Annotated in this window: 18 protein-coding genes; 3 read left to right on the top strand and 15 right to left on the bottom strand. The window is 74.3% G+C overall.

Annotation, left to right across the window (positions count from 1 at the left end; all coding sequences use genetic code 11):
• Positions 1–22 precede the first annotated feature (22 nt).
• From ABD990_RS12850 to ABD990_RS12795, 12 genes are all read right to left on the bottom strand, one after another.
• Positions 23–1,510 (bottom strand): hypothetical protein, encoded by a 1,488-nt coding sequence (locus ABD990_RS12850; RefSeq protein ID WP_345380668.1) that lies wholly within the window; start codon positions 1,508–1,510, stop codon positions 23–25.
• The gene (locus tag ABD990_RS12845) at positions 1,507–2,385 is read right to left on the bottom strand and encodes a LytR/AlgR family response regulator transcription factor (protein ID WP_345380666.1); all 879 of its coding nucleotides are present in this window, start codon (positions 2,383–2,385) and stop codon (positions 1,507–1,509) included. Before ABD990_RS12845 ends, ABD990_RS12850 begins: the two co-directional genes overlap by 4 nt.
• 191 nt (positions 2,386–2,576) lie before the next feature.
• A complete protein-coding gene (locus ABD990_RS12840; RefSeq protein ID WP_345380665.1) occupies positions 2,577–3,473 on the bottom strand; it encodes a S49 family peptidase in 897 nt (298 codons plus the stop codon).
• 53 nt (positions 3,474–3,526) lie between these two features.
• Positions 3,527–4,732, bottom strand: coding sequence for a sensor histidine kinase (locus ABD990_RS12835; RefSeq protein ID WP_345380663.1), 1,206 nt, complete (start codon positions 4,730–4,732; stop codon positions 3,527–3,529).
• A gap of 5 nt (positions 4,733–4,737) precedes the next feature.
• Complete coding sequence (locus ABD990_RS12830; RefSeq protein WP_345380662.1) at positions 4,738–5,619, bottom strand: Fpg/Nei family DNA glycosylase; 882 nt, start codon at positions 5,617–5,619, stop codon at positions 4,738–4,740.
• On the bottom strand, positions 5,619–6,074 hold the full coding sequence (locus ABD990_RS12825) for a hypothetical protein (protein WP_345380660.1): 456 nt from the start codon (positions 6,072–6,074) through the stop codon (positions 5,619–5,621). Before ABD990_RS12825 ends, ABD990_RS12830 begins: the two co-directional genes overlap by 1 nt.
• Positions 6,075–6,168: 94 nt before the next feature.
• A complete protein-coding gene (locus ABD990_RS12820) occupies positions 6,169–7,059 on the bottom strand; it encodes a carbohydrate ABC transporter permease (protein WP_345380659.1) in 891 nt (296 codons plus the stop codon).
• 3 nt (positions 7,060–7,062) lie between these two features.
• Positions 7,063–8,043, bottom strand: a complete 981-nt coding sequence (locus ABD990_RS12815) for a carbohydrate ABC transporter permease (RefSeq protein WP_345380658.1) — start codon at positions 8,041–8,043, stop codon at positions 7,063–7,065.
• A gap of 3 nt (positions 8,044–8,046) precedes the next feature.
• Complete coding sequence (locus tag ABD990_RS12810; RefSeq protein WP_345380657.1) at positions 8,047–9,084, bottom strand: ABC transporter ATP-binding protein; 1,038 nt, start codon at positions 9,082–9,084, stop codon at positions 8,047–8,049.
• Between the two features lies 1 nt (position 9,085).
• The gene (locus ABD990_RS12805) at positions 9,086–10,501 is read right to left on the bottom strand and encodes an ABC transporter substrate-binding protein (RefSeq protein WP_345380656.1); all 1,416 of its coding nucleotides are present in this window, start codon (positions 10,499–10,501) and stop codon (positions 9,086–9,088) included.
• A gap of 116 nt (positions 10,502–10,617) precedes the next feature.
• Positions 10,618–11,142: a cupin domain-containing protein gene (locus ABD990_RS12800; protein ID WP_345380655.1), complete on the bottom strand. Its 525-nt coding sequence runs from the start codon at positions 11,140–11,142 to the stop codon at positions 10,618–10,620.
• A gap of 38 nt (positions 11,143–11,180) precedes the next feature.
• Positions 11,181–12,428, bottom strand: coding sequence for a cytochrome P450 (locus tag ABD990_RS12795; protein ID WP_345380654.1), 1,248 nt, complete (start codon positions 12,426–12,428; stop codon positions 11,181–11,183).
• A gap of 152 nt (positions 12,429–12,580) precedes the next feature.
• Here ABD990_RS12795 and ABD990_RS12790 point away from each other — a divergent pair, with 152 nt between their 5' ends.
• Genes ABD990_RS12790 through ABD990_RS12780 form a run of 3 tightly spaced genes read left to right on the top strand, consistent with a single transcriptional unit; the run spans position 12,581 to position 16,853 of the window.
• Complete coding sequence (locus ABD990_RS12790) at positions 12,581–13,153, top strand: MarR family winged helix-turn-helix transcriptional regulator (protein ID WP_345380653.1); 573 nt, start codon at positions 12,581–12,583, stop codon at positions 13,151–13,153.
• Positions 13,150–16,059: an MFS transporter gene (locus ABD990_RS12785; RefSeq protein WP_345380652.1), complete on the top strand. Its 2,910-nt coding sequence runs from the start codon at positions 13,150–13,152 to the stop codon at positions 16,057–16,059. Before ABD990_RS12790 ends, ABD990_RS12785 begins: the two co-directional genes overlap by 4 nt.
• Positions 16,056–16,853, top strand: a complete 798-nt coding sequence (locus ABD990_RS12780; protein WP_345380651.1) for a YceI family protein — start codon at positions 16,056–16,058, stop codon at positions 16,851–16,853. Before ABD990_RS12785 ends, ABD990_RS12780 begins: the two co-directional genes overlap by 4 nt.
• A 76-nt stretch (positions 16,854–16,929) precedes the next feature.
• On the opposite strand, the gene ABD990_RS12775 is transcribed toward ABD990_RS12780, so the two are convergent.
• The 3 genes from ABD990_RS12775 to ABD990_RS12765 form a co-directional block, all read right to left on the bottom strand.
• The gene (locus ABD990_RS12775) at positions 16,930–18,765 is read right to left on the bottom strand and encodes a gamma-glutamyltransferase family protein (RefSeq protein ID WP_345380650.1); all 1,836 of its coding nucleotides are present in this window, start codon (positions 18,763–18,765) and stop codon (positions 16,930–16,932) included.
• Between the two features lie 911 nt (positions 18,766–19,676).
• On the bottom strand, positions 19,677–20,258 hold the full coding sequence (locus ABD990_RS12770; protein ID WP_345380649.1) for a methylated-DNA--[protein]-cysteine S-methyltransferase: 582 nt from the start codon (positions 20,256–20,258) through the stop codon (positions 19,677–19,679).
• 19 nt (positions 20,259–20,277) lie between these two features.
• Positions 20,278–21,963, bottom strand: coding sequence for a TM0106 family RecB-like putative nuclease (locus ABD990_RS12765; protein ID WP_345380773.1), 1,686 nt, complete (start codon positions 21,961–21,963; stop codon positions 20,278–20,280).
• Positions 21,964–22,040: the final 77 nt, after the last annotated feature.

The raw sequence follows: 22,040 nt of genomic DNA, 5'->3' as shown, positions 1-22,040 counted from the left end.
GGAGCGGGGAGGCGGGGCGGGGTCAGTCCTGGACGTGGTCGGCGAAGTTCTGCTCGACCCTCTCGGCGGCCTTGGTGTGCCACCAGCCCAGGACCAGCAGGAACGGGTAGACCAGCACGCCGAGCAGCAGCCAGGGCAGCCGCAGCCCCAGCACCTCGGTGCGGCCGAGCTCGGGGTAGAACGCGAACACCGCGGGCAGCAGCCCGAGCACCAGCAGGGCGAGGCCGCCGATGCGCAGCGCGACCGCGAGCTGACCGCCGATGAGGTTCGTCCGCAGCAGCTCGCCGACGGCGGTGCCCTCCTGGACGTCGACCACGGTGCGGACGGTGCGGGCGACGCCCTTGCGCTCGCTCAGCACCACGCGGACGCGGCGCGGGACGCCCTCGGGGGGTTCCTCCTCGACGGCCCGGAACCGGGCGCCGACGGGGCGCCCGGGCCCGGTGTCGCCGGAGGTGGTGGGCGCGGTGGCGGCGACGCCGGGCGAGGGAGCCCCGGCCGTGCGGGCGGAGAGCGGGAGCCGGGAGGCGGGGTCGACGGCCTGCCCGGTCCCTGCCTGCGCGATGCCCGCCTGCGTGTCGGCGTGGCCCGTGTGGGCGGTGTGGGGGGCGGCCTGCTCGAACGCCGGCTCGGGGTCCACGGCCGGGACGGGCGGGATGACGCCGACGTCCGTGCGCTCGGGATCGGGGTCCGGCACGGGGGGCCGGAGCCCGGGGTGACTGCCCGGGTGCGTGCCCGGGGCGGCCGGCGGGGGCGTGAGGGGCAGGGACGGCACCGAGCCCACGGGGGACACCGGCGGCACGGGTGGTCCGGGCTGGGCGGGAGTCCCGGCGGGCGGCACGGCCGGCGCGGGAGGCACTGGGGGCGCGGGAGGAACGGCGGGCGCGGGAGGAACGGCGGGCCGGGCGACCGGTGGCAGGGCGCCGAGGGAGTCCGGGGCCAGCGCGGGCCGGCCCGCCCGGGACAGCGGGCTGCCGGGGGCGCCGCTCTGCCGCATCCCCCCGGGGCCGGGAGGCGGGCCCTGCGGGTCCCGGTCGCCGGGACCGGGCACGGAGCCGAATCCCGGGCCGGGCCCCGGACGGGGTCCGCCCCGCCCGTCCTCGTAGGCCTCGGGCGCGGGCATCCGCAGCGGCACGCTGGCCGGGCCCAGGACCCGCTCGAACCGCTCGACCTCCGGTCCCCCGAAGGGCTCGTCGTGGTCGTCCGGGTGGTCGTCCTCGTAGTCCGGGTAGGAGGTGTAGTCCGGGCCCCCCGGCGGGGCCGCGCCTGCGCGGGCCACCCGGGCCCGCAGCTCGCTCACGCCGAACTGCTCGGTGTCCGCCTCGTCGCGCGCGTGCCGGCCCCGGCCGGAGCGCGCGTTGGCGTCCATCCGCCGGCGCATCTCCTCCTGCAGCCACATCGGCCCGGAGTCCTCGGCGCCGGCGGGGACCGCGCGGCGCCGCCGAGGGGACCCCTCGTCGTCCCCCGGATCGGGACTCATCGACGGCGGGGAGCCGTCGACGGAGGTGCTCATCTCTGGCTCCACGCCTGCTTCGTCGCGCGGACCAGGCGGTCCTTCAGCTCACGGGTGTGCCGGCGGGAGACGGGCAGCTCCGCGGTGTCGGGGCCCGACCCGACCCGCACCACGTAGCCCGACCCGGACAGCCGCAGCTCGGTGACCAGCGGCAGCGCCACCAGGAACGAGCGGTGGATGCGCACGAACCCCGCGTCCCGCCAGCGGTCCTCGAGCACCGACAGCGGGATCCGGACGAGGTGGCTGCCCTCGGTGGTGTGCAGCCGGGCGTAGTCGCCCTGGGCCTCGACGTACCGGACCGCGGAGCGCGGCACGAGCTTGGTGGTGCCGGCGAGCTCGACGGGGATGACCTCGTCCTCGTCCCGCTCCTGCGGGGCGGGCTCGACGGGCGCGGCGGTGGCCCGGTTGGCGATGATCCGGTCCAGGGCCGCGGCCAGCCGCTCCTCGCGCAGCGGCTTGAGCAGGTAGTCCTTCGCGCCGACCTCGTAGGCGTCGACCGCGCGGTCGTCGTGCGCCGTGACGAACACGACCTCCGGCGGCTGGGCCATGGAGGAGAAGACCCGGGCCAGCTCGAGCCCGTCGAGACCGGGCATGCGGATGTCGAGGAAGACGACGTCGACGTCCGTCTTCTCGGCCACCCGGGTGCCCGCGGCCGGGTGCGGGAGCCCTCCGGCGCGGGCGGCGTTCGCGGCGTGCACGCTCTCCCGGGAACTGCGGGCGTTGAGGATGCGGAGCGCCTCGGTCGCGTCCGAGGCCTTGAGCACCTCGCCGACCCGCGGGTCCTCGTTCAGCAGGAACGCCAGTTCTTCGAGAGCCGGTTGTTCGTCGTCCACTGCGAGGACGACCAGACCTCCGGAGCTGTCGGTGCTGTCCACGATCTCCTCATCCTGCGTTCCCGGTGCGCGGCCGGGCGCGCACCTCGTCGGTGGCGGCTCCCGGCCCTGCCGACCATGGTGACGGTGATCGGAGCGGGATGCCAGGGCATCTCATCAATCTGCGACCGATCGGCTACAGATCGAACGGGTGAGGGCCGGGGGCCCGTCGGGCTCGCCCACCGCCGGCGAGGCTACAGACCGTAGCGCGCCCATGTCGCCCTGATGTCGGCCGCCTGGACCAGGCCCAGCGCCGCGTCCGTCGCACCGCCGCCGGTGAGGGCTCCGGGCAGGGCCGCGGCGGGGGCGTTCAGGCCCAGCCGGGCGAGCAACGGCTTGCGTCCCTCGACCGGGGCGAGCTTCGCGTCCGGGAAGCGCTCGGTGAGCACGGACCGGGCCGTGCCCAGGCCGTCCACCAGGCCGAGCTCGAGGGCCCGTGCGCCGGTCCACACCTCGCCGGTGAACAGCTCCTCGCCGCCGGTCAGGCGGTCACCGCGGCGCTCGGTGACCCACTGCCGGAAGAGGTCGTGCAGCTCGTCCTGCAGCCCGCGCAGCCAGGCGACGTCCTCCTCCTTCTCCGGGAGGAACGGGTCGAGCCGGGACTTGGACTTCCCGGCGGTGTGCAGCCGGCGCTCGATCCCGAACCGCTGGATGAAGCCCTCCAGCCCGAAGCCCGAGCTGATCACGCCGATCGAGCCGACGATCGAGGTCGGGTGCGCGTAGATCTCGTCGGCGGCGCAGGCCAGCCAGTACCCGCCGGAGGCCGCGACGTCCTCGCAGAACGCCAGCACCGGCACCTCGTGCTCCGCCGCCAGCCCGCGGATCCGGTCCGCGACCAGCGCGGACTGCGTCGGCGAGCCACCGGGCGAGTTGACCAGCAGCCCCACCGCGACGACCCGCTCGGCGCCGAACGCCCGCTCCAGGACCTTCTCCGCGGACGCCGCGTTGATCACCGCGCGGGGCACCGGGGTGGGCTGCGGCGAGATCACACCGTGCAGCCGCACGAGCGGGACGACCGGGGCGTCGCCCTTCTCCCCCAGCCGTCCGGGAAGGCGCGAGGTCAGACGGTCGGGCAGGCGGAGGGCGTCCATGAGCACACGCTACCGATCCGCGCCAGGCGGCGACGGGAGCCGCACGGCCCGGGTCAGACCCGGATGCCCGCGCGGAACTTCGGCACCCGCAGGGTGATCTTCATGCCGGCGCCGACGGCGGTGTCCACCACCAGGCCGAAGTCGTCGCCGAAGGCCGAGCGCATCCGGTCGTCGACGTTGCCGAGGCCGACGTGCGCGCCGGACAGGTGGGCGTCGTCGAGGTCCTCGGTGAGGCGGGCCGGGTCCATGCCCACGCCGTCGTCCTCCACGATGATCACGCACTCGGCGCCGGCGTTCTCGGCGGTGATGGTGATCGTGCCGCCGTTGGGCTTGCCGGACAGGCCGTGCCGCACCGCGTTCTCCACCAGCGGCTGCAGCGCGAGGAACGGCAGCACGACGTTGAGCACCTCGGGCGCGATCTGCAGCTTGATGTTGAGCCGGTTGCCGAAGCGGGCCTTCTCCAGCGCGATGTAGCGCTCGATGTTCGTGAGCTCGTCCGACAGCGTCGTGTACTCGCCGGCGGTGCGGAAGGAGTACCGGGTGAAGTCGGCGAACTCGATCAGCAGGTCGCGGGCGCGCACCGGGTCCGTGCGGATGAAGCTCGCGATGGTGGTCAGCGCGTTGTAGACGAAGTGCGGCGAGATCTGCGCGCGCAGCGCCCGGACCTCGGCACGGTTCAGCCGGGCGCGGGACTCGTCGAGCTCGGCCAGCTCGAGCTGGCTGGACACGTACCGCGCGACCTCGGCGGTGGCCCGCAGCAGCACCGGCCCCGCGGTGGCGGTGGTGAGCGCGGCGAGGGTGCCGATGATCGCGCCGTCGCTCTCCAGCGGCACGACGACGATGCCGCGGACGTCGCAGCTCGGGTACTGGCAGGCGATGGCCGAGTGGGAGAGCACCTGCTGGCGGCCGGTGGAGATCACCTGGTCGGCGAGGGCCACCACGTCCGGCTTGTGCTGGTCCGCGTCGCCGTCCCAGGCCAGGACCTCGCCGCGCGCGTCGGTCATGGTGAGCGCGCAGGTGTCCAGCAGCGTGCGCAGGTAGGGCAGCGCGTACGCGGCGGAGTTCGGGTTGAGCCCGTCCCGCAGCGCGGGCGCCGCGAGCGCCACGGTGTGCAGCGTGGAGAAGGTCGCGCGCTCGAGCGGGCTCGCGAAGGTGTGCCGGCGGGCGCGACGCACGAGCAGCACCACGATCACCGCGACCAGCGCCACGATGACCGCCGCGAGAACGAGCACCAGCGGCGACGAGAGCACGTCCGCCACGGGTGTCACCTCACCAGTCTGGAGAGCCGCCGGTCGGCCAGGGGTTTACCGCCGGTCTGGCAGGTCGGACAGTACTGGAACGACCGATCGGCGAACGACACCTCCCGCACGGTGTCGCCGCACACCGGGCAGGGCAGCCCCGTCCGCGCGTGCACCCGCAGGCCGGAGCGCTTCTCGCCCTTCAGCGAGGCGGCCCGCTGCCCGACGGAGCGGTCCACCGCGTCCGTGAGCACGGTCCGCATCGCCTCGTACAGGTCGTCGACCTTGCCCTCGTCGAGCCGTCCCGAGACGGCGTAGGGGGACAGCCGCGCGGTGTGCAGGATCTCGTCGCTGTAGGCGTTGCCGATGCCGGCGAGCACCTTCTGGTCGGTGATCAGGTTCTTGATCCGCTCGGAGCGCCCCGCGAGCAGCGCGCCGAACCCGGCGCGGTCGAGGTCGAGGGCGTCCGGTCCCAGCTTCGCGATGCCCGGGACCTCCTGCGGGTCGTGCACCAGGTATACCGCCAGCCGCTTCTGGGTCCCCGCCTCGGTGAGGTCGAAGCCCGGTCCGCCGACGACGTCGAGGTGCACCCGCAGCGCGAGCGGGCCGCGCCCGCTGGGCTTCGGCGGCGTGGCGGCGGCCTGGTCGTGCCAGCGCAGCCACCCGGCCCGGGACAGGTGCGTGACCAGGTGCAGGCCGGGCTCGTCCCGCCGGTCCTCGACGTCCACCGACAGGAACTTGCCGAACCGGCTCGCGCCGGTGACCACCCGCCCGGCCAGCGCGGACACCGGCGGGTCGAAGGTCTTGAGCACGCTCGTGCTGGCCACGTCGACGCGCGCGACCGGCCGGTACAGGGCGTGGTCGCGCAGGTGCTGGGCGAGTGCCTCGACCTCGGGGAGCTCCGGCATCAGTTGACCGGCTGCAGGGGGCTGTCGGCGTGGCCGGGGGTGCCACGCTGGCGCAGCGACAGCACGACCACGCGCATCTCCTCCTGGGCGCGGCTGATCCCGCGGACCTTGCCCACCCAGTGCTCGCGCCCGGCGTCGGTGCCGTAGTGCCCGTCCGTCTCCGCGACGATCTTCCACGGCCGGCGCAGCCACCAGCGGACCGGGAAGAACCCGAGGATCACGACCGCGGCGACCCAGTAGGCCGCCGGCACGTACACCTGGGACTGCGCCAGCAACGGCCAGGCCACGATGGCGACGCTGAACACGATCAGCGCGCAGACGACCATCACGACGGCCCCACGACCGCCGTCGACGTCGTGCTCGAACTCGTCGCCGACCGCGGGCGGCGACCAGTCGATGCGCCTGCTGACCTCCCACGTCCGCCCGTCGTTGGCGGTCACGGTCTTCCTCGCCATGCACTCCGCCCGGTCGAAAAGGGTCCCCGACGCGATCCATCGTCCCACATCGGGGGGTCGCGGCGCCCCCTCTTCCATCCGGCCGCGCGCCCGCTCACCCCTTCACCGCGCCCTGGGTGAACCCGGCGACGAAGCGGTCGAGGAAGAGGGTGAACACCAGCGCGATCGGCACCGCGACCAGGACGGCGGCCGCCTGCAGCGACTGCCAGAAGAACACGTCCCCGCGGATGAGCTCGGTGGGCACGCCCGTGCTGATCACCTTCTCGGCGCTGGGCGAGATGAACGCGAGGGCATAGATGAACTCGCTGGCCGTGAGCGTGAACGCGAACACGACCACGGCGACGAGCCCGGGCAGCAGCAGCGGCACGACGACGCGCACCATCGCGCCCACCCGGCTGTAGCCGTCGACCATGGCCTGCTCCTCGATGTCCTTCGGGATCGTCTTGAGGAACCCGAGGAGCAGCCACACGGAGACCGGCACCGTGATCGTCGGGTAGATGACGACGAGCGACCACGTGGAGTCCTGCAGCCCGAGGGCCACGACGAGCCGGGACAGCGAGAGGAACAGCAGCGTCGGCGGCACGAGGTAGACGAAGAAGATCGCGATGCCCGCCCGGCCCGCCCACGGGCGGTCGAGGCGGGCCAGGCTGTACGCGGCCGGCAGCGCGAGCACGAGCGTGATCAGGACGACGAGCAGGCCCACCCACAGCGTGTTCCAGGCGAACGTGGCGAAGGCGGTGCGGCCGAACAGCAGCCGGAGGTGGTCGAGCGTCGGCGTCTCGTTGTAGACGAACGGGTTGTTGCGCCGCCGGTAGAGGTCGCTGTCCTGCTTGAACGCGGTGATCGCCGCCCAGACGAACGGGCCGGCGGCGAGCAGCGCGGACAGCACCGCGAGCACGTAGAGCGTCGCGCGGGCGGCCCGGTGCCGCCAGGCGTAGCGGCGCCGGTCGGCCTCGGTCACGACGAACGTCCCCGGTCCGGCCACGGCTCAGCTCACCTCCATCCGGCGGACCGCGCGCAGGATCGCGATCGCCGCCGCGAGCAGCAGCGGGAACAGGAACAGCGCGATCGCCGCGCCCTGCCCGATGTCGCTGCCCTCGATGCCGCGGAAGAACGCCCAGCTGGCGAGCACCTGCGTCTCGTTGGTCGGGCCGCCCCGGGTGAGGACGTAGACGACCGTCATGTCGGTGAAGGTGAAGATCGCCCCGAACAGCGCCGAGATGGCGATGACGGGCGCGGTGAGCGGGATCGTGATCTCGACCATCCGCCGCCACCAGCCCGCGCCGTCGACCAGGGCCTGCTCCTGGACGTCCTTCGGGATCGACAGCAGGCCCGCCATCATGATCACCGCGGCCAGCGGCACGAGCCGCCAGACGTGCACCGCGATCACGGACGCCATGGCCAGCGTCGGCCGGCCCAGGTAGAAGAGGTTCGCCTGGATCAGGCCGACCTGCCGCAGCACCCAGTCGATCGGCGAGAACACCGAGTCCAGCATCCAGAGCCAGGTGATCGTGGACAGCGCCACCGGCGTGGTCCAGGGCAGCAGCACGAGGAAGCGCACCAGCCACCGGCCGCGGAAGTCCGCGATCAGCACGTTCGCGAGCACCTTCCCGCACAGCACGATGAAGAACATCGACACCGCGGTGAAGACGAGCGTGTTGCGCAGCGAACGCCAGAACACGGGGTCGGCGAAGATCCGTTCGAAGTTCTGCAGCCCCACCCAGTCGAAGCTCGGGTCCCCGCCGGTGACGTCGGAGAAGCTGAACGCCACCGCGAGCAGGAACGGCAGCCCGACCAGCGCGAGGATGTAGACCACCGCGGGGGCCAGGAACAGCCAGGCGAGCGCCCCGTCCCGGTCGGCGATCCGGCGGCGGTACCGCGCGGGTGCGCGCCGCGGCCGTTCCGGGACGACCCCGGTGGCACCGGCGGGCCGCGTGTCCGCCGGCGGTGCTCCGCGTGGCCCGGTCATCGCTCAGGTCCGGACCGGGACGGGTTCGGTGCGCAGGCCGGAGTCCTCGTCGAAGAACCGCAGCCGGCGCGCGGGCACCGCGAAGTCGTGGCGCTCCCCCGCCTCGAGGGGCGTGTCGACGGTCGCCGGCAGCCGGGCGATCACGCGGGTCGGCCCCGCGCCCAGGTCGACCGTGCCGTAGACGTGGCGGTCGCCGGACAGGTACTCCATCCGCTGCACCTCCAGCGTCACCGTGACGCGCTCGCCGGGCACGTTCTCGACGGGCAGCAGGTGCTCGGGACGGAAGCCCACCAGCACGTCCCCGCGCGGCACGAGGTTCATCGGGGGCGAGCCGATGAAGGTGGCGACGAAGGTGTCCGCCGGGTCGTCGTAGACGTCCACCGGCCTGCCGATCTGGCGCACCCGGCCCTGGGACATCACCGCGATCCGGTCCCCGAGCCCCATCGCCTCGCTCTGGTCGTGCGTGACGTAGACCGTCGTCGCCCCGATGTCCTGCTGGAACCGCTTGAGCTCGTCGCGGGCGCTGGTGCGCAGCTTGGCGTCGAGGTTGGAGAGCGGCTCGTCGAGCAGGAACACCGAGGGGTCCCTGACCAGTGCCCTGGCCAGCGCCACCCGCTGCCGCTCACCCCCGGAGAGCTGGCGCGGCTTGCGGTCGAGCAGGTGGTCGATCCCCAGCACCCCCGCGGCGCGCCGGGCCTTCTCCTCGCGCTCGGCGTGCGGGACCCCGGCGGCGCGGAGCGGGAACACGATGTTGGCCAGCACGCTCTTGTGCGGGTAGAGCGCGTAGCTCTGGAACACCATCGCGATCCGCCGCGCCCGCGGCGGCAGCCCGGTGACCACCTGGCCGTCGATCACGACGTCGCCGCTCGAGGGCTCCTCCAGCCCGGCGATGGTGCGCAGCAGGGTGGTCTTGCCGCAGCCCGACGGGCCCAGCAGCACCAGGTACTCGCCGTCACCCGTCGCGACGTCCACCCCGTCGATGGCGCGCACCCGCCCGCCGTCGAAGTGCTTGTGCAGGTCGCGGACCTCGACCGTGGCCACGTCAGCGCCCGCCGGTGCCGATGAGGCCGCGGGCCCGCCAGTTGTCGAAGATCGGCCGGACCTGCGCCTCGGCGTCGGCCACCGCCTGCTGGGCGCTGACCTCCCCGCGGGCCGCCCGGGCGAACATGTTCGGGATGACGAACGTCGCGAAGACCTCGCCCTCGGCCGTGTTCGCGGTGCCCGGGTAGCCGACGTTGGTGCTCCAGTTCACCGCGTCGCCGAGCAGCGCGAGCTTGCCCGGGGGCTGGGCGCCGAAGGGATCGGTCTCGAGCCACTTCTTCAGGTCGGGCACCACGTCCGGGAACGCGGGGAAGTCGTAGAGCTTCGACTGCCAGGCGACGACGTCGAGGTTGGCCGTGTAGTGGAGCAGGAACTCCTTGGCCGCCGCCGGGTTGACCGCGTGGTTCGGGACGATCCAGTTGTACATGACGTGGCTGGCGGCGCGGGCGTCCGCGGGACCGCGCAGCGGGGCGGTGAAGAAGATGTCGTTCGCGGTCTCGGGGTCGGTCTCCTGGGAGGTCCGCCACGCCGAGATCGAGTTGAGGATGTACGACAGCTGCCCGGCGGCGAGGCCCTGGTTGTTCGACGCCGCGTTCCAGGAGAACACCTCCGGCGTCATCGCCTCGCGGTAGAGCCGGCTCATGAACTCGACGGCCTCGACGGCCTCCGGGGAGTTCAGGACGACCTCCTCGGCCTCGTTCTGGATCGAGGCCCCGTACGACCACAGCAGCGCCCGGCCGGCCATGTTGGAGTCGATCTCCTGCGACATCCCCACGCCGAGCTGCACGCCCTGGTTGCGCTTGATCTCCGCGCCGCCGCGCAGCAGGTCGTCCCAGGTGACGGGGCCGTTCGCCAGACCGACGGGCGCCCAGAGGCTCTGCCGGTAGTCGCCCGGGTCCGGCACCCAGGCGGGGGCGTAGGCGAAGAACTTCCTGGTCGTCGGGTTGAGGCTGGACCGGCGGCACAGGTCCAGCTGGCCGCCGTGCCGCTTCTCCGCCTCGGTCACGACGTCCGTGAGGTCGAGCACGCTCGGCTCGTACTGCGGCACCGGGGCGATGTGCATGATCAGGTCGTGGCCCTGCTTCGCCTGGATCTCGGCCTGCGTCCGGGCGGGCAGCTCGGCGTAGTTGATGTGGTCGACGGTCACGGCCACCCCGACCCGCGACCCCCAGTCCTTCACCCACGGGTCGAACCAGGCGTCGTGCGCCGGCACGAAGTGGCTCCACATCAGGATGGAGAGGCCACCGCTCAGCCGGGAGGCCGGCTCCGTGAAGGTGCCCGGCGGCGCGGCCTGGGTGGGTGGTGCCGGAGCACCCCCGCCCCCGCCGCCCCCGCAGGCGACCAGCGCTCCCCCGAGCGCCGCCAGCCCGCTGACCTGGAGGAACCGTCGCCGGTCGAACTCGAACCCGTTCGCCATCGGACCACGCTCCTGAGACGTCGTCGGCTCAGATCGCGCGATGGTAAGGGCGCGCCGCGGGACACGGGCCGGAGGTGAATCGGATCGTTATGTCCGACGTCCGGGCCAGCGGACCCTCAGCCGGTCGGCGCCGGCTCCTCCGGGCAGGCCGGGGGCACCGGGGTCGCCTCCGGGACACCCTGGGCCAGGAACGTGGTGACGACCAGCCGGGCGGGCTCCGTGCCGGTGTTCCGCACGACGTGCGCCACCCCCTCGCCGACGACGGCGACCTGGCCCGGCGCGAGGACCCGCGGCGCGCACGCCCCGCCCTCCTGCACGGCGACCTGCCCGGCGTCGAGCAGGGTCAGCTCGGTGCCCGGGTGGGTCTCCCAGCCCAGCGCCTCGCCCGGGTCGAGGTCGAGGGTCCGCACCGCGTAGTCGGCGTTCGCGGGGGTCCGGAAGCGCAGCGGGACGTCGACGACGCCGCGCCCGACGACCTGCGGCCCGGCGGGGGCCGCGACGGCCGTGTCCGGGGCGGCGGCGGGCGCCGGGGTGGGCGCGGGCTGCCCGAGCTGCCCCGGCTGCGCGCACCCGGCCAGCGCCAGCACCGCCGCGAACCCCGTGACCGCACTCCCGATCCGGCCCGTCCGACCCACTGGCACGCCTCCCGTGATCGCGTGCGGCGGAGACTAGACGGGGGTCACCAGCGCAGCGGCAGCCGGGTGAGGCCGTTGATGAAGTTCGAGGTCAGCCGGCGCGGCTCGCCCGCGAGCTCCACCTGGGGCAGCCGGGTGAGGAACTCGCCCAGGAACTCGCGCATCTGCAGCCGGGCGAACGCCGCGCCGAGGCACAGGTGCGGGCCCTGCCCGAAGGCGAGGTGGTCGTTGGGAGTGCGCCCGGGGTCGAAGCGGTGCGGGTCCGGGAAGTGCCGCTCGTCGTAGTGCGCGGACACGTGGTAGACGACGACCTTGTCCCCCGCCGCGATCGCCTGCCCGCCGAGCTCGAGGTCCCGGGTCGCGGTGCGGCGGAAGGTCAGCACCGGCGGGTGCCAGCGCAGCATCTCCTCGATCGCCGAGGGCAGCAGCTCCGGTTCGGCGCGCAGCCGCGCGTACTCCTCCGGGTGCTCGACCAGCGCCAGCACACCGCCGGGCAGGGCGCTGCGGACGGTGTCGTTGCCCGCGATCACCAGCAGGAAGAAGAACATCTTGAGCTCGGCGTCGGTGAGCCGCTCGCCGTCGACCTCCGCCTGGACCAGGGCGGTCATGACGTCGTCGGCCGGGTGCCGGCGCTTGGCCTCGGCGAGCTCCTCGGCGTAGCCGAACATGTCCGCGAGCTGGGCGGGCGAGCGCGGGTTGACCGGGCGGCCGTCGGCGTCGAGCACGACGTGGGCGTGCTCGGGGTCCTGGTAGCCGATCACCCGGTTCGTCCAGTGCAGCAGCTGCGCCCGGTCCGCGGCGGGCACACCGAGCAGGTCGGCGAGGTTCTGCAGCGGGAAGTCGTCCGTGACGTCGACGGGCAGGTCGCAGCTCCCCCGCTCCGCCACGGCGTCGAGCAGGGCGGCGGCGCGCTCGCGGACGGTCGCGGCGAACCGCTCCAGCCGGCGTCGGGTGAACGCGCCCGTCACGAGGGTGCGCAGGCGGACCTGCTCGGGCGGGTCCATGTTGAGGATCATCCGGCGGATGAAGGGCAGGTCGGCCGGGTCGGGGTCGCGGATCTGCGTGGCCCCGAGCGCGGACGAGAAGTCGGCCGGGGTGCGCAGCACGTGCCGGACGTCGTCGTAGCGGGTCACCGCCCAGTAGCCCGGTCCGGCGGGCCAGATGCCGACCTCGTGCTCCTCCTGCCAGGACACCGGGCTCCCGTCCCGCAGCCGCCGCAGTGCCTCGTGCGGCACGCCGCGGGCGAACACCCGGGGATCGAAGACGTTCTCCACCACCGTCGGTCGTGCCACGCGGGCACGGTAACCCGGCGAGGTGGTGGGGATCACCGTCCTCCGGAGGTAATCGCTTTGCGCGCGGCGCCCGGACGGGTCCATGCTTGCGTACAGCAACTCGTTGCGTGATACACGCAAAGCGCAGGTAAAAGAGACCACCAGGAGCACGCATGACCGCCGAGATCGACGGCGCGCCCGCGCCCTCCACGGGCGCGGTCGACACCCGGCAGACCGTTGCCGGGGAGGCCGGGGCACGGGGCCTCGACGACCGGGACCTCGACGACCGGGACCTCGACGACCGGGACCTCGACGTCGCCGACCGGTTGGTGCACCAGATCGTCATGCTGATGCGTCTGGTCAAGCGGGTGGGCCCGGCCTACCGCGCGGAGCTCGAGACGGCGGCGTTCCCGCTGCTCGCGAAGCTCGCGACGGAGGGCCCGCAGCGCTCGGGGGAGATCGCCGCCGCGATGTGCGCGGACCCGTCGACCATCAGCCGGCAGGTCGCCGGCCTGGTCCGGGCCGGGCTCGTCGAGCGCCGCGCCGACCCCGAGGACGGACGCGCGAGCCTGCTCGCCGCCACCGCCGAGGGCCACCGGGTCCTCGACTCCGAACGGCGGCGCCGGGCCGCCCAGCTCGTCGACGCCCTGGCCGGCTGGACCCCCGAGTCCCGCGGCCAGCTCGCCGACCTGCTCGGCCGCTTCGTCGCCGATCTCCACCGCACGACCGAGGGGGACCCCCGATGACCAGCCCACCCGCCGCCGCCGCGCCCGCGCGGCCGGCCCCGCCGACCGACCGGGGCGGTGAGCTGTCGCACAAGCAGATCGTCACCATCCTCATCGGGCTCATGCTCGGGATGTTCCTGGCGGCGCTCGACCAGACCGTCGTCTCGACCGCGATCCGCACCATCGCCGACGACCTGGGCGGGCTGTCCCAGCAGGCCTGGGCCACCACCGCGTTCCTGATCACCGGCACGATCTCCACGCCGCTCTACGGCAAGCTGTCGGACATCTTCGGCCGCAAGCCGCTGTTCCTCACCGCGATCTCGATCTTCATCGTCGGCTCGGTGCTGTGCACCTTCGCCACGTCGATGTACATGCTCGCCGGCTTCCGCGCGGTGCAGGGCCTCGGCGCCGGCGGACTGTTCGCGCTGGCCCTGACGATCCTCGGCGACATCGTGCCGCCGCGGGAGCGGGCGCGCTACCAGGGCTACATGCTCGCCGTGTTCGGCACGTCGAGCGTGCTCGGCCCGGTCATCGGCGGCGTCTTCTCCGGCCAGGCCACCCTCGCCGGGATCGACGGCTGGCGCTGGATCTTCCTGGTCAACGTGCCCATCGGCGCCGTCGCCCTGGTGGTCGTGGCCAAGGTCCTCAACGTCCCGCACACCCCGCGCCCGCACCGCATCGACTGGCCGGGGGCGCTCACCCTGGCCGTCGGCCTGGTGCCGCTGCTGATCGTCGCGGAGCAGGGGCGCGAGTGGGGCTGGGGCTCCAACCAGGCGATCGTCTGTTACGTCGTCGGCGCGATCGGCCTGGTCGCCTTCCTGTTCTGCGAGCGCGGCTACGGCGACGACGCGCTGCTCCCGCTGCGGCTGTTCCGCACCGGCGTGTTCAGCCTGACCAGCCTGGCCGGCGTCGTGATCGGCATGGGGATGTTCGGCGGCATCGCGCTGTTCCCCCAGTTCCTGCAGATCGTGCACGGGGTCACCCCTACCGAGTCCGGCTTCCTGATGCTGCCGCTCGTCGGTGGGATCATGACGGCGTCGGTCGTTTCCGGCCAGGTCACCTCCCGGACCGGGCACTACAAGATCTTCCCGGTCATCGGCACCGCGCTGATGGCCGCCGCCCTGCTGATCCTGCACTTCCGGCTCAGCGTCGACATCCCGCTGTGGGAGTTCGACCTCTACATGGCGATGTTCGGCCTGGGCCTCGGGTGCTGCATGCAGACCCTGGTCCTGGCGGTGCAGAACGCCGTGCCCGCGCGGGACATGGGCGTCGCGACCGCGTCGTCGACCTTCTTCCGGCAGATGGGTGGCACGCTCGGCACGGCCATCTTCCTGTCGATCATGTTCTCGACGGTCGGCGACAAGATCACGGCCGCCTTCCGGGGCGACGCCGGGCAGGTCTTCCGCTCCGCCCTGGCCGACCCCGCGGTCGTGGCGGACCCGGCCAACCAGCAGATCGTGCAGGGTGCGCAGTCCGGTGACCTGTCGGCGGCCTCCGGCGTGCTGAACGACTCCGCCTTCCTGCAGCAGATCGACGCCCGGCTCGCCCGGCCGTTCCTGGTCGGGTTCACCGACGCGATGACGCTGACCTACCTGGTCGCCGCCTGCGTGATCGCGCTGGCCTTCGTCATCGTGCTCTTCATCAAGGAGCTGCCGTTGCGCACCATGTCCGGCGCCCAGGCCCGGCTGGCCGAGGAGGCCGGCACCCCGCCCGCCCCCGCGGCCGTGACCGCCGCCGTCGAGCCGATCGAGGAGTTCCAGGCCCTGCACGACGGACACGCGGCGGACGGGCACCTCGGCAACGGGCACCCTGCGCCGCGTCCCGGCACGGTCGGCGCGGCGGTGGCCGCGCGGGGCGCCGGGCCGGCCGCGGGTGACGGGCCGGTCGACGGCGGCCGGCACCACCTCGTCGGCCGGCCGGAGCCGCTGCCGACGGAGCCGATCACGCCGGCCGGACCGTCGCCCCAGGACGCCGCCGGACCGGCCGGGTACGGCCCGGGCCCCGAGGTCAACGGCATCGTGCACCGCGCCGACGGCGCCGGGCTGGCCGACGCGGTCGTGACCGTGACCGACCCGGCCGGCCGGCAGGAGGGCCGCGCCCTCACCGGGCCGGACGGCGGGTACCGCATCCCGCTGACGCACGGCGGCACCTACCTCGTCGTCGCCACGTCCGGCGCCTTCCAGCCGCACGCGGCGATGGTCGCGGTGGCGGACCGGCCCGTGCGGCACGACGTCCCGCTCGCCGGCACCTGCGCGGTGCGCGGCGCGGTGCGGGACGCCGAGGGCACGCCGGTCGACGATGCCACGATCACACTGATCGACGCGCGGGGCGACGTCGCGGCGACCGGCCGGCCGGACGCCGGCGGCCGCTACCGGCTCGAGGGTGTGCCGGAGGGGCGGTACACCCTGACCGTCACCGGCGCCTCCTTCGCGCCGGTCGCCGCGGCGGTCGAGCTGCGGACCGGGACGGTGACCGACCACGACGTCGAGCTGCCCCGGCGGGCCCGGCTCGTCGGGACCGTCGTGGCCGCCGGCGACGGCCGCGGGGTCGCCGAGGCGCTCGCCACCCTGATCGACGGACGGGGCGCCGTGGTCGCGTCGACCGTGACCGGCCCGGACGGCTCGTTCGTCTTCGAGAACCTGCCCGGCGGGACCTACACGCTGACGGCCAGCGGCTACGCGCCGGTGGCGACGGTGGTGCAGGTGGGCTCCGACGGGGTGACCACGGCCGACGTCGAGTTCCCCGCTCCCGTGCAGAACGGCGCCGCCGCCCACGGTGGGCAGAACGGCGGTGTCCGGAACGGTGCCGACCACGGCGCCGCGCTGTTCGGCACGGACCGGAACGGTGCCGACCGCCACGGCGCCGGGCAGAACGGGACGGTGGGGACCGGCGCGGCGCAGAACGGGACGACGGAGGGGAACCGATGAGCGACGTGACCGGACGGCTGACGACCCCGGACGGCTGGCCCGTCACCGGGGGCACGCTGACGGCCGTCGACGCGACGGGCGTGCAGCGCGGCCGCGCGGCCAGTCGGGAGGACGGCGGGTTCGTGATCGAGGGCCTCGACCGGGGCCCCTACACGGTGATCGCGGCGGCGGCGGGGCACGAGCCCGCCGCGCGCACGGTCCAGGTGGTCGGGGAGCGCTCCGCGATGGGGGTGCTCGAGCTGGCCAAGGTGGGCGGGGACGTCCTGCCCACCCCCGGGACCTGGACGATCGACCCGCACCACTCGAGCATCCGCGCCACCGCCCTGCACCTGGGGATGAGTCGGATCCACGGGCGGCTGCGCGGCTTCGGCGGCCGCATCCAGGTCGCCGACCCGTTGGAGAACAGCTCGGTGGAGGTCTCGATCGACCCGGGCAGCGTCGACTCCGACGACGCCGACCGGGACGCGCACCTGCGCAGCGCGGACTTCCTCGACATCGACGTCTACCCGGAGATCGGCTACAAGTCCGACGGGCTGGTGCGCATCGACACCCGGCACTGGCGGGTCGACGGGGTGCTCACGCTCAAGGGCGTGAGCGCACCGGTGGCGCTGGACGTCCAGTACCGCGGGACCGGCCCCGACCTGTGGGGCGGTACCCGGGCGGCCTTCTCGGCCACCACCGAGATCTCCCGGGACGACTTCGCGATCTCCTGGAACCAGAGCGTCCTCGCGGGCGTGCTGGCGATCGGCCGCACCCTGCGAATCGACATCGACATCCAGGCCGTCCTGGGCTGACCACCCGCTCCCCGCCACGGCGAACGGCACTTTCGCTCACACCTAGTGAGCGGAAGTGCCGTTCGTGCATCCGGGGTCAGAGAGCGGCGGCGGAGCCCACACCGCTGCGGCGGTCGGCGGCGGCGGCGAGCAGGCCGTCCTCCCCCCGCCCGACGGCGGAGAGCCGGCCCAGCGCCCACGGTCCCGCGTCCGTGACCCGGTGGCCGCGGCGGGCGAGCTCGTCGACCGTGGCGGCGCCGAGCCGGGACTCCACGACCAGCCCGGCCGGCTCCCAGCCGCGCGGCGCGAACGAGGCGGGGAACGACGTCGAGTGCCAGGCCGGGGCGTCGATCGCCGCCTGCAGGTCCAGCCCCGCCCGGGTGTGGGCGAGCACGAAGCACAGCTGCCACTGGTCCTGCTGGTCGCCGCCGGGCGTGCCGAAGGCGATGCGGGGCTCGCCGTCGCGCAGCGCGAGGCTGGGCGAGAGGGTCGTGCGGGGACGCCGGCCCGGCATGAGCGAGCTGGTCAGGCCCTCCTCCAGCCAGAACATCTGGGCCCGCGTGCCCAGGCAGAACCCCAGCCCGGGGATCACGGGCGAGGACTGCAGCCAGCCGCCCGACGGCGTCGCGGACACCATGTTGCCGGCCGCGTCGACGACGTCGATGTGCACCGTGTCCCCGCGCGCCACGCCCTGCCGGGTGAGCGTGGGCTCGCTCGGCGCCGGCTCGCCCGTCGCCACGCCCTCCCCGAGTCGTGCCACCGTCGGCTCGCCGGTGCCGGGACCCTCGATGCCCTTGCCGATCGGCCGGTCGGGGTCCGTGGCGAGCGCGCCCAGCCGCGGCTCCCGACCCCCGGGCGATCCGGGACGCAGGTCGCGGGCGGCCAGCTCGCCGATCAGCCGGCGGCGAGCGGTGGTGTAGTCGTCGGCGAGCAGCTCGTCCATGGGCACCGGGGCGCTGTCGCCGTACCAGGCCTCGCGGTCGGCGAAGGCGAGCTTCGCGGCCTCGGCGACGGTGTGCACGGTGTCGGCGGTGGCGACCCCGTCCTCGTACGCCAGGTCGACGCCGTCGAGCAGGCGCAGCATCTGCGCCAGGACCGGGCCCTGCGACCACGGCCCGCACTTCGCGACCTGCCAGCCCGCGCCGGCGTCGACGACCAGGGCGTCCTCGTACGTCGCGGTCCAGCCGGCGAGGTCGTCGGCGGTGAGCAGGCCCGCGTGGTCCTCGCCGGTCTCGTCGCGGACCGGGGTGCGGCAGAACCGGTCGACGGCCTCGGTGACGAACCCGCGGTACCAGGCCGCCCGGGCCGCGTCGATGCGCGCCTCCCGGCTCGGGCCCTGCGCCTCGCCGAGCAGCCGCTCCCAGGTCGCCGCGAGCGCCGGCAGGCGGTGCGAGCGGCGCGGGACGTCGCCCGCGGACAGCCACTGCTCGGCCGAGGTCGGCCAGTGCCGGCGGAAGTGCTCCGCGACGGTCGCGATCGTGTCCGGGATCCTCGGGACCAGCGGGAACCCGTGCGCGGCGTAGCCGATGGCGGGAGCGAGGACGTCGGCCAGCTCCCAGGTGCCGTGGTCGCGCAGCAGGGTCAGCCACGCGTCCCACGCACCGGGGACGGTCGCGGCGAGCAGCCCGGTGCCCGGCACGATCGTGCAGCCCTCGGCGCGGTAGCGGTCGATCGTCGCCGCGGCGGGTGCGACGCCCTGGCCGCACAGCACGGTGGGGCGGGGGTCCGCGGCGGTGGTGAACACCACCGGGACCTCGCCGCCGGGACCGCACAGGTGCGGCTCCACGACCTGGAGGACGAACCCGGCCGCCACGGCCGCGTCGAAGGCGTTGCCGCCCCGGGCCAGCACGGTCAGGGCGGTGGAGGTGCCGAGGTGGTGGGTGCTCGCGGCCGCTCCGGTGGGGCCGAGCTTCTCGTACGTGCGGGGTGCCACGGCCCCACCCTCGCACCGGGCGGCCACGGGCGCCGACCGGAGGCGCGTTCCGGTCACGGGCAGGGGGTGTAGCAGGCGGCGACCACGATCGTCTGATGGGACCGGTGAGGGCCGGATATGGCGCATCCCGGTCTCCGCTCGCGATCATGGCCGGCGTGCGGGGGCATTCGCGAGTGTTTGCGAGCCGGACTGCGTGAGCGGATCTGCGAGCATTGCGAGTTCGAGAGTGGATGACGAGCAGTTGCGGGAAGCGGCGCCGGGGTGCGGCGCCGCAGGCGGATCCGCGAGCACTGCAGAGAGCGCCGCAGGCGGATCTGCGAGCAGTGCGGAAAGCGCCGCCGGCGGATCCGCGAGCAGTGCGGAAAGCGGCGCCGGCGGATCCGCGAGCAGTACGGAAAGCGTCGCAGGCGGATCCGCGAGCATTGCAGGAAGCGGCAGAGGTGGACCCGCGAGCAGCGGGGTGAGGCCCGCACCGGGTCATGATCGTCAGTTGTGACCATTCAGCGCCGGATATGGCGCCTCTTCGGTCCGAAACGGTGATCATGACGCCCCCGACACCGGATGAGCGAGCACTGCCGGCAGGGGCGCGCGTATCCGCCAGAGTTGCCGGCAGGGGCGCACGCGTATCCGCGGGCCTTGCAGGGAAGAGCCCCCTACGGACACCGCGAGCAGCGCACAGAGGCCTACCGCGGTCATGATCGTCACTCGTGACCATTGAGCGCCAGATCTGGCGCATTCCGGTCTCGGACGGCGATCATGACCAGCTCGAAAGCCCGTTCGCGTGCGGAGCGAGCTGGACCGCACGCAGATCCGCGAGCATTGCGAGCCGAACCGCACGCAGATCCGCGAGCATTGCGAGCCGAACCGCACGCAGACCCGCGAGCATTGCGAGCAGGGCGTGCCCGTCGAGGTCAGAAGAGGGTCGGGGCCAGCACGCCCTCGTGCGCGAGCAGCCACTCCTTGGTGGCGCGGCCGCCGCCGAAGCCACCGAGGCCGCCCGCGGCCATGACCCGGTGGCACGGCACGACGACCGGGAGCGGGTTCGAGCCCATGATCGCCCCGACCCCGCGGGCGGCCGTGTACCCGTGACCCTCGTAGGCCCCGCTGACCGCGGCGAGCTCGGCGTAGGTGGTGGTCGCCCCGAACGGGACGTGCGCGAACAGCGCCTGCAGCACGGTGCGCTGAGTGCCGTGGGTGAGCCGCCAGTCCAGTGGGAGGTCGAACACCCGGCGCGAGCCCGCCAGGTACTCCTCGAGCTGCGTGGCCGCGGTCCGGGTGCCGACCGGGTCCTCGACGGGCTCGGCGCCCAGCCGCCCGGCGGCCGCCACCGCCCGCTCCGGCACCGCCCCGAACCCGACCAGGCACAGGCCGGCCTCGCTCACCGCCACGGTGAGCGCGCCGATCGGCTCCGGCGCCGGGACGACCCGCCAGCTCAGCTGCACCCGCACAGCATGCTCCGCCGCCGCCCGCCCGCGCTGGCGGTTTTCCGACACGGCCCCGGGCACGGTGCGCTCACAGCTCCGAGGCGAGCGGCACCTCGTCGATCGCACGCGAGGTCATCCACTCCCGCAGCGCCTGGGTGGCCAGCACGTCGTCCGTGTTGTAGCCGAGCAGCCGCTCGCGCTGCGCCGGGTCGGGCGGGGCCCCGTCCATGCCCACCGCGTCCCGGTACCAGCGCATCGAGTTCTCCCCGCCGGCCTCCGGGTCCCGCCAGCGGAACCCGGCGACCGGCGCGATCTTCTTCAGCCCCTTGCCCTGCGCGCACAGGAACCACTCGTTGACCACGGCGAACAGGTCCACCCACCAGTCCGCGGCGATGAACTCGCGGACCTCCTCGACCGGCGGCACGCCCGGCATCCCCGCGAAGCGAGTGGCCGAGGACAGCAGCCAGCGGTTCTCGGCCTGCTCGTTGTAGCAGTACGCGGCGAAGGTGCGGCCGGTCCGCTCGGCGGCCGCCCGGACACCGGAGAGCCAGGTCCAGAACTCGGCGAACGAGCGGCCCTCGTCCGGCGTCGGCACCGGCTCCCAGGTGGCGAAGGCGCGGTAGCCCTCCGGCTCGTCCCCCTCGCGCGCCCCACCCGGGTAGGACAGCGCCGCCCCCCACAGGTAGGCGCCCGACTCGCCGAAGCTCTCCATGTCGACGTCCACCTCGACGTCCGCGCGGTACACGGGCACCCGCTCCACCCGGCGGGCCACGGCCAGGCCGCGCCGCCAGCCGCGGGCCAGCGCCACCACGTCCGGGAACGGGGTGCCGGGCAGGGGCACCGGCGGCTCGGCCAGCGGGTCGAGGTCCGCCAACGCGTCGACCGTGCGGACGCCGACCTCGCGCAGCGCCACGGCGGTGTCGCCGCGGACCACGAGGCTGACGTCCCGCTCCGCGGTCAGCCGCGCCTCGCACGTCGGCCACCACGGGCACCGCCGGCACTCCAGCACCCGCGAGGGCTCGGCCAGCGGCTCCGCCCCGGTGGCCGCGGCCAGGGCGACCGCCGCGCGGTCGGCGAACCGCTCGTCGTACTCCTCGAGGGTGCTGCGGTCCCCCGGCCAATGGCCGGCGCGCAGGTCGTGCCAGACCACCACGTCCGCGTCGAGCCCGACGACCCCGCCGCGGTCCGCGCCCTCGACCTCGGCCGCGGGGGCCCAGCCCACGGTCTGCAGCATCCGGGTGAGGTGCGCCAGGCGCAGCAGGTCCCGCGGCTGCGAGCGCACCTTCCGCTCCTCGTCCACGACCGCGAGCTGCGGGAACGGGCTGGTGAGCAGCGTGGTGGCCGCGCCGGCACCGGGATCGGTGATCCGGTGACGCACGACGATCACGGGCACGTACCCGCCGCCGGGCACCCGGACCAGCAGCTCGGCCGACCCGCGGCGGCCCGCCGGATCGACCGGCAGCACGGCCCCGCCGATCACGCCCGCGCCCCCGGCGACCAGCTCTCCGGTCAGCCGGGCACGCTCCGCCGCGGGCAGGCCCTCGGGCACCGCGCGCCACGCCGCGGCCTGGCCGCCGGCCACGGTCTCGGCGACCCGGGCGCGGTGCTCCCGCACGTCCGCCCGGCGCTGCTCCAACGCCGGATCGGGCAGGGCCCGCGGCGCCGAGGCCGCCGACGGGTCGTGGTCCAGGTGCACCCTGCGTCGGCACCGGGTGGTGGCCGCCGCGTCGAGCAGCGGGACGGTGTGGCCGTTCGCGGAGGGCGTGCCGTGCACCGTGGGCGTCGACCCCTCGCCGCGCCCGGGCACGGGGCCGCCGGGGCCCGCCTGCCCGCCCGCACCGCTGATCGTCG

The organism is Pseudonocardia yuanmonensis, assembly GCF_039542425.1.
GTDB lineage: Bacteria > Actinomycetota > Actinomycetes > Mycobacteriales > Pseudonocardiaceae > Pseudonocardia > Pseudonocardia yuanmonensis.
The sequence above is the reverse complement of the archived record's forward strand: the minus strand, read 5'-3'. Positions and strand labels throughout refer to the sequence as shown.

Excerpts from the sequence above, each read along its gene's own strand:
- ABD990_RS12850 (WP_345380668.1), bottom strand. The coding sequence starts at position 1,510 with ATGAGCACCTCCGTCGACGGCTCCCCGCCGTCGATGAGTCCCGATCCG.
- ABD990_RS12840 (WP_345380665.1), bottom strand. The coding sequence starts at position 3,473 with ATGGACGCCCTCCGCCTGCCCGACCGTCTGACCTCGCGCCTTCCCGGA.
- ABD990_RS12830 (WP_345380662.1), bottom strand. The coding sequence starts at position 5,619 with ATGCCGGAGCTCCCCGAGGTCGAGGCACTCGCCCAGCACCTGCGCGAC.
- ABD990_RS12825 (WP_345380660.1), bottom strand. The coding sequence starts at position 6,074 with ATGGCGAGGAAGACCGTGACCGCCAACGACGGGCGGACGTGGGAGGTC.
- ABD990_RS12815 (WP_345380658.1), bottom strand. The coding sequence starts at position 8,043 with ATGACCGGGCCACGCGGAGCACCGCCGGCGGACACGCGGCCCGCCGGT.
- ABD990_RS12805 (WP_345380656.1), bottom strand. The coding sequence starts at position 10,501 with ATGGCGAACGGGTTCGAGTTCGACCGGCGACGGTTCCTCCAGGTCAGC.
- ABD990_RS12790 (WP_345380653.1), top strand. The coding sequence starts at position 12,581 with ATGACCGCCGAGATCGACGGCGCGCCCGCGCCCTCCACGGGCGCGGTC.
- ABD990_RS12785 (WP_345380652.1), top strand. The coding sequence starts at position 13,150 with ATGACCAGCCCACCCGCCGCCGCCGCGCCCGCGCGGCCGGCCCCGCCG.
- ABD990_RS12780 (WP_345380651.1), top strand. The coding sequence starts at position 16,056 with ATGAGCGACGTGACCGGACGGCTGACGACCCCGGACGGCTGGCCCGTC.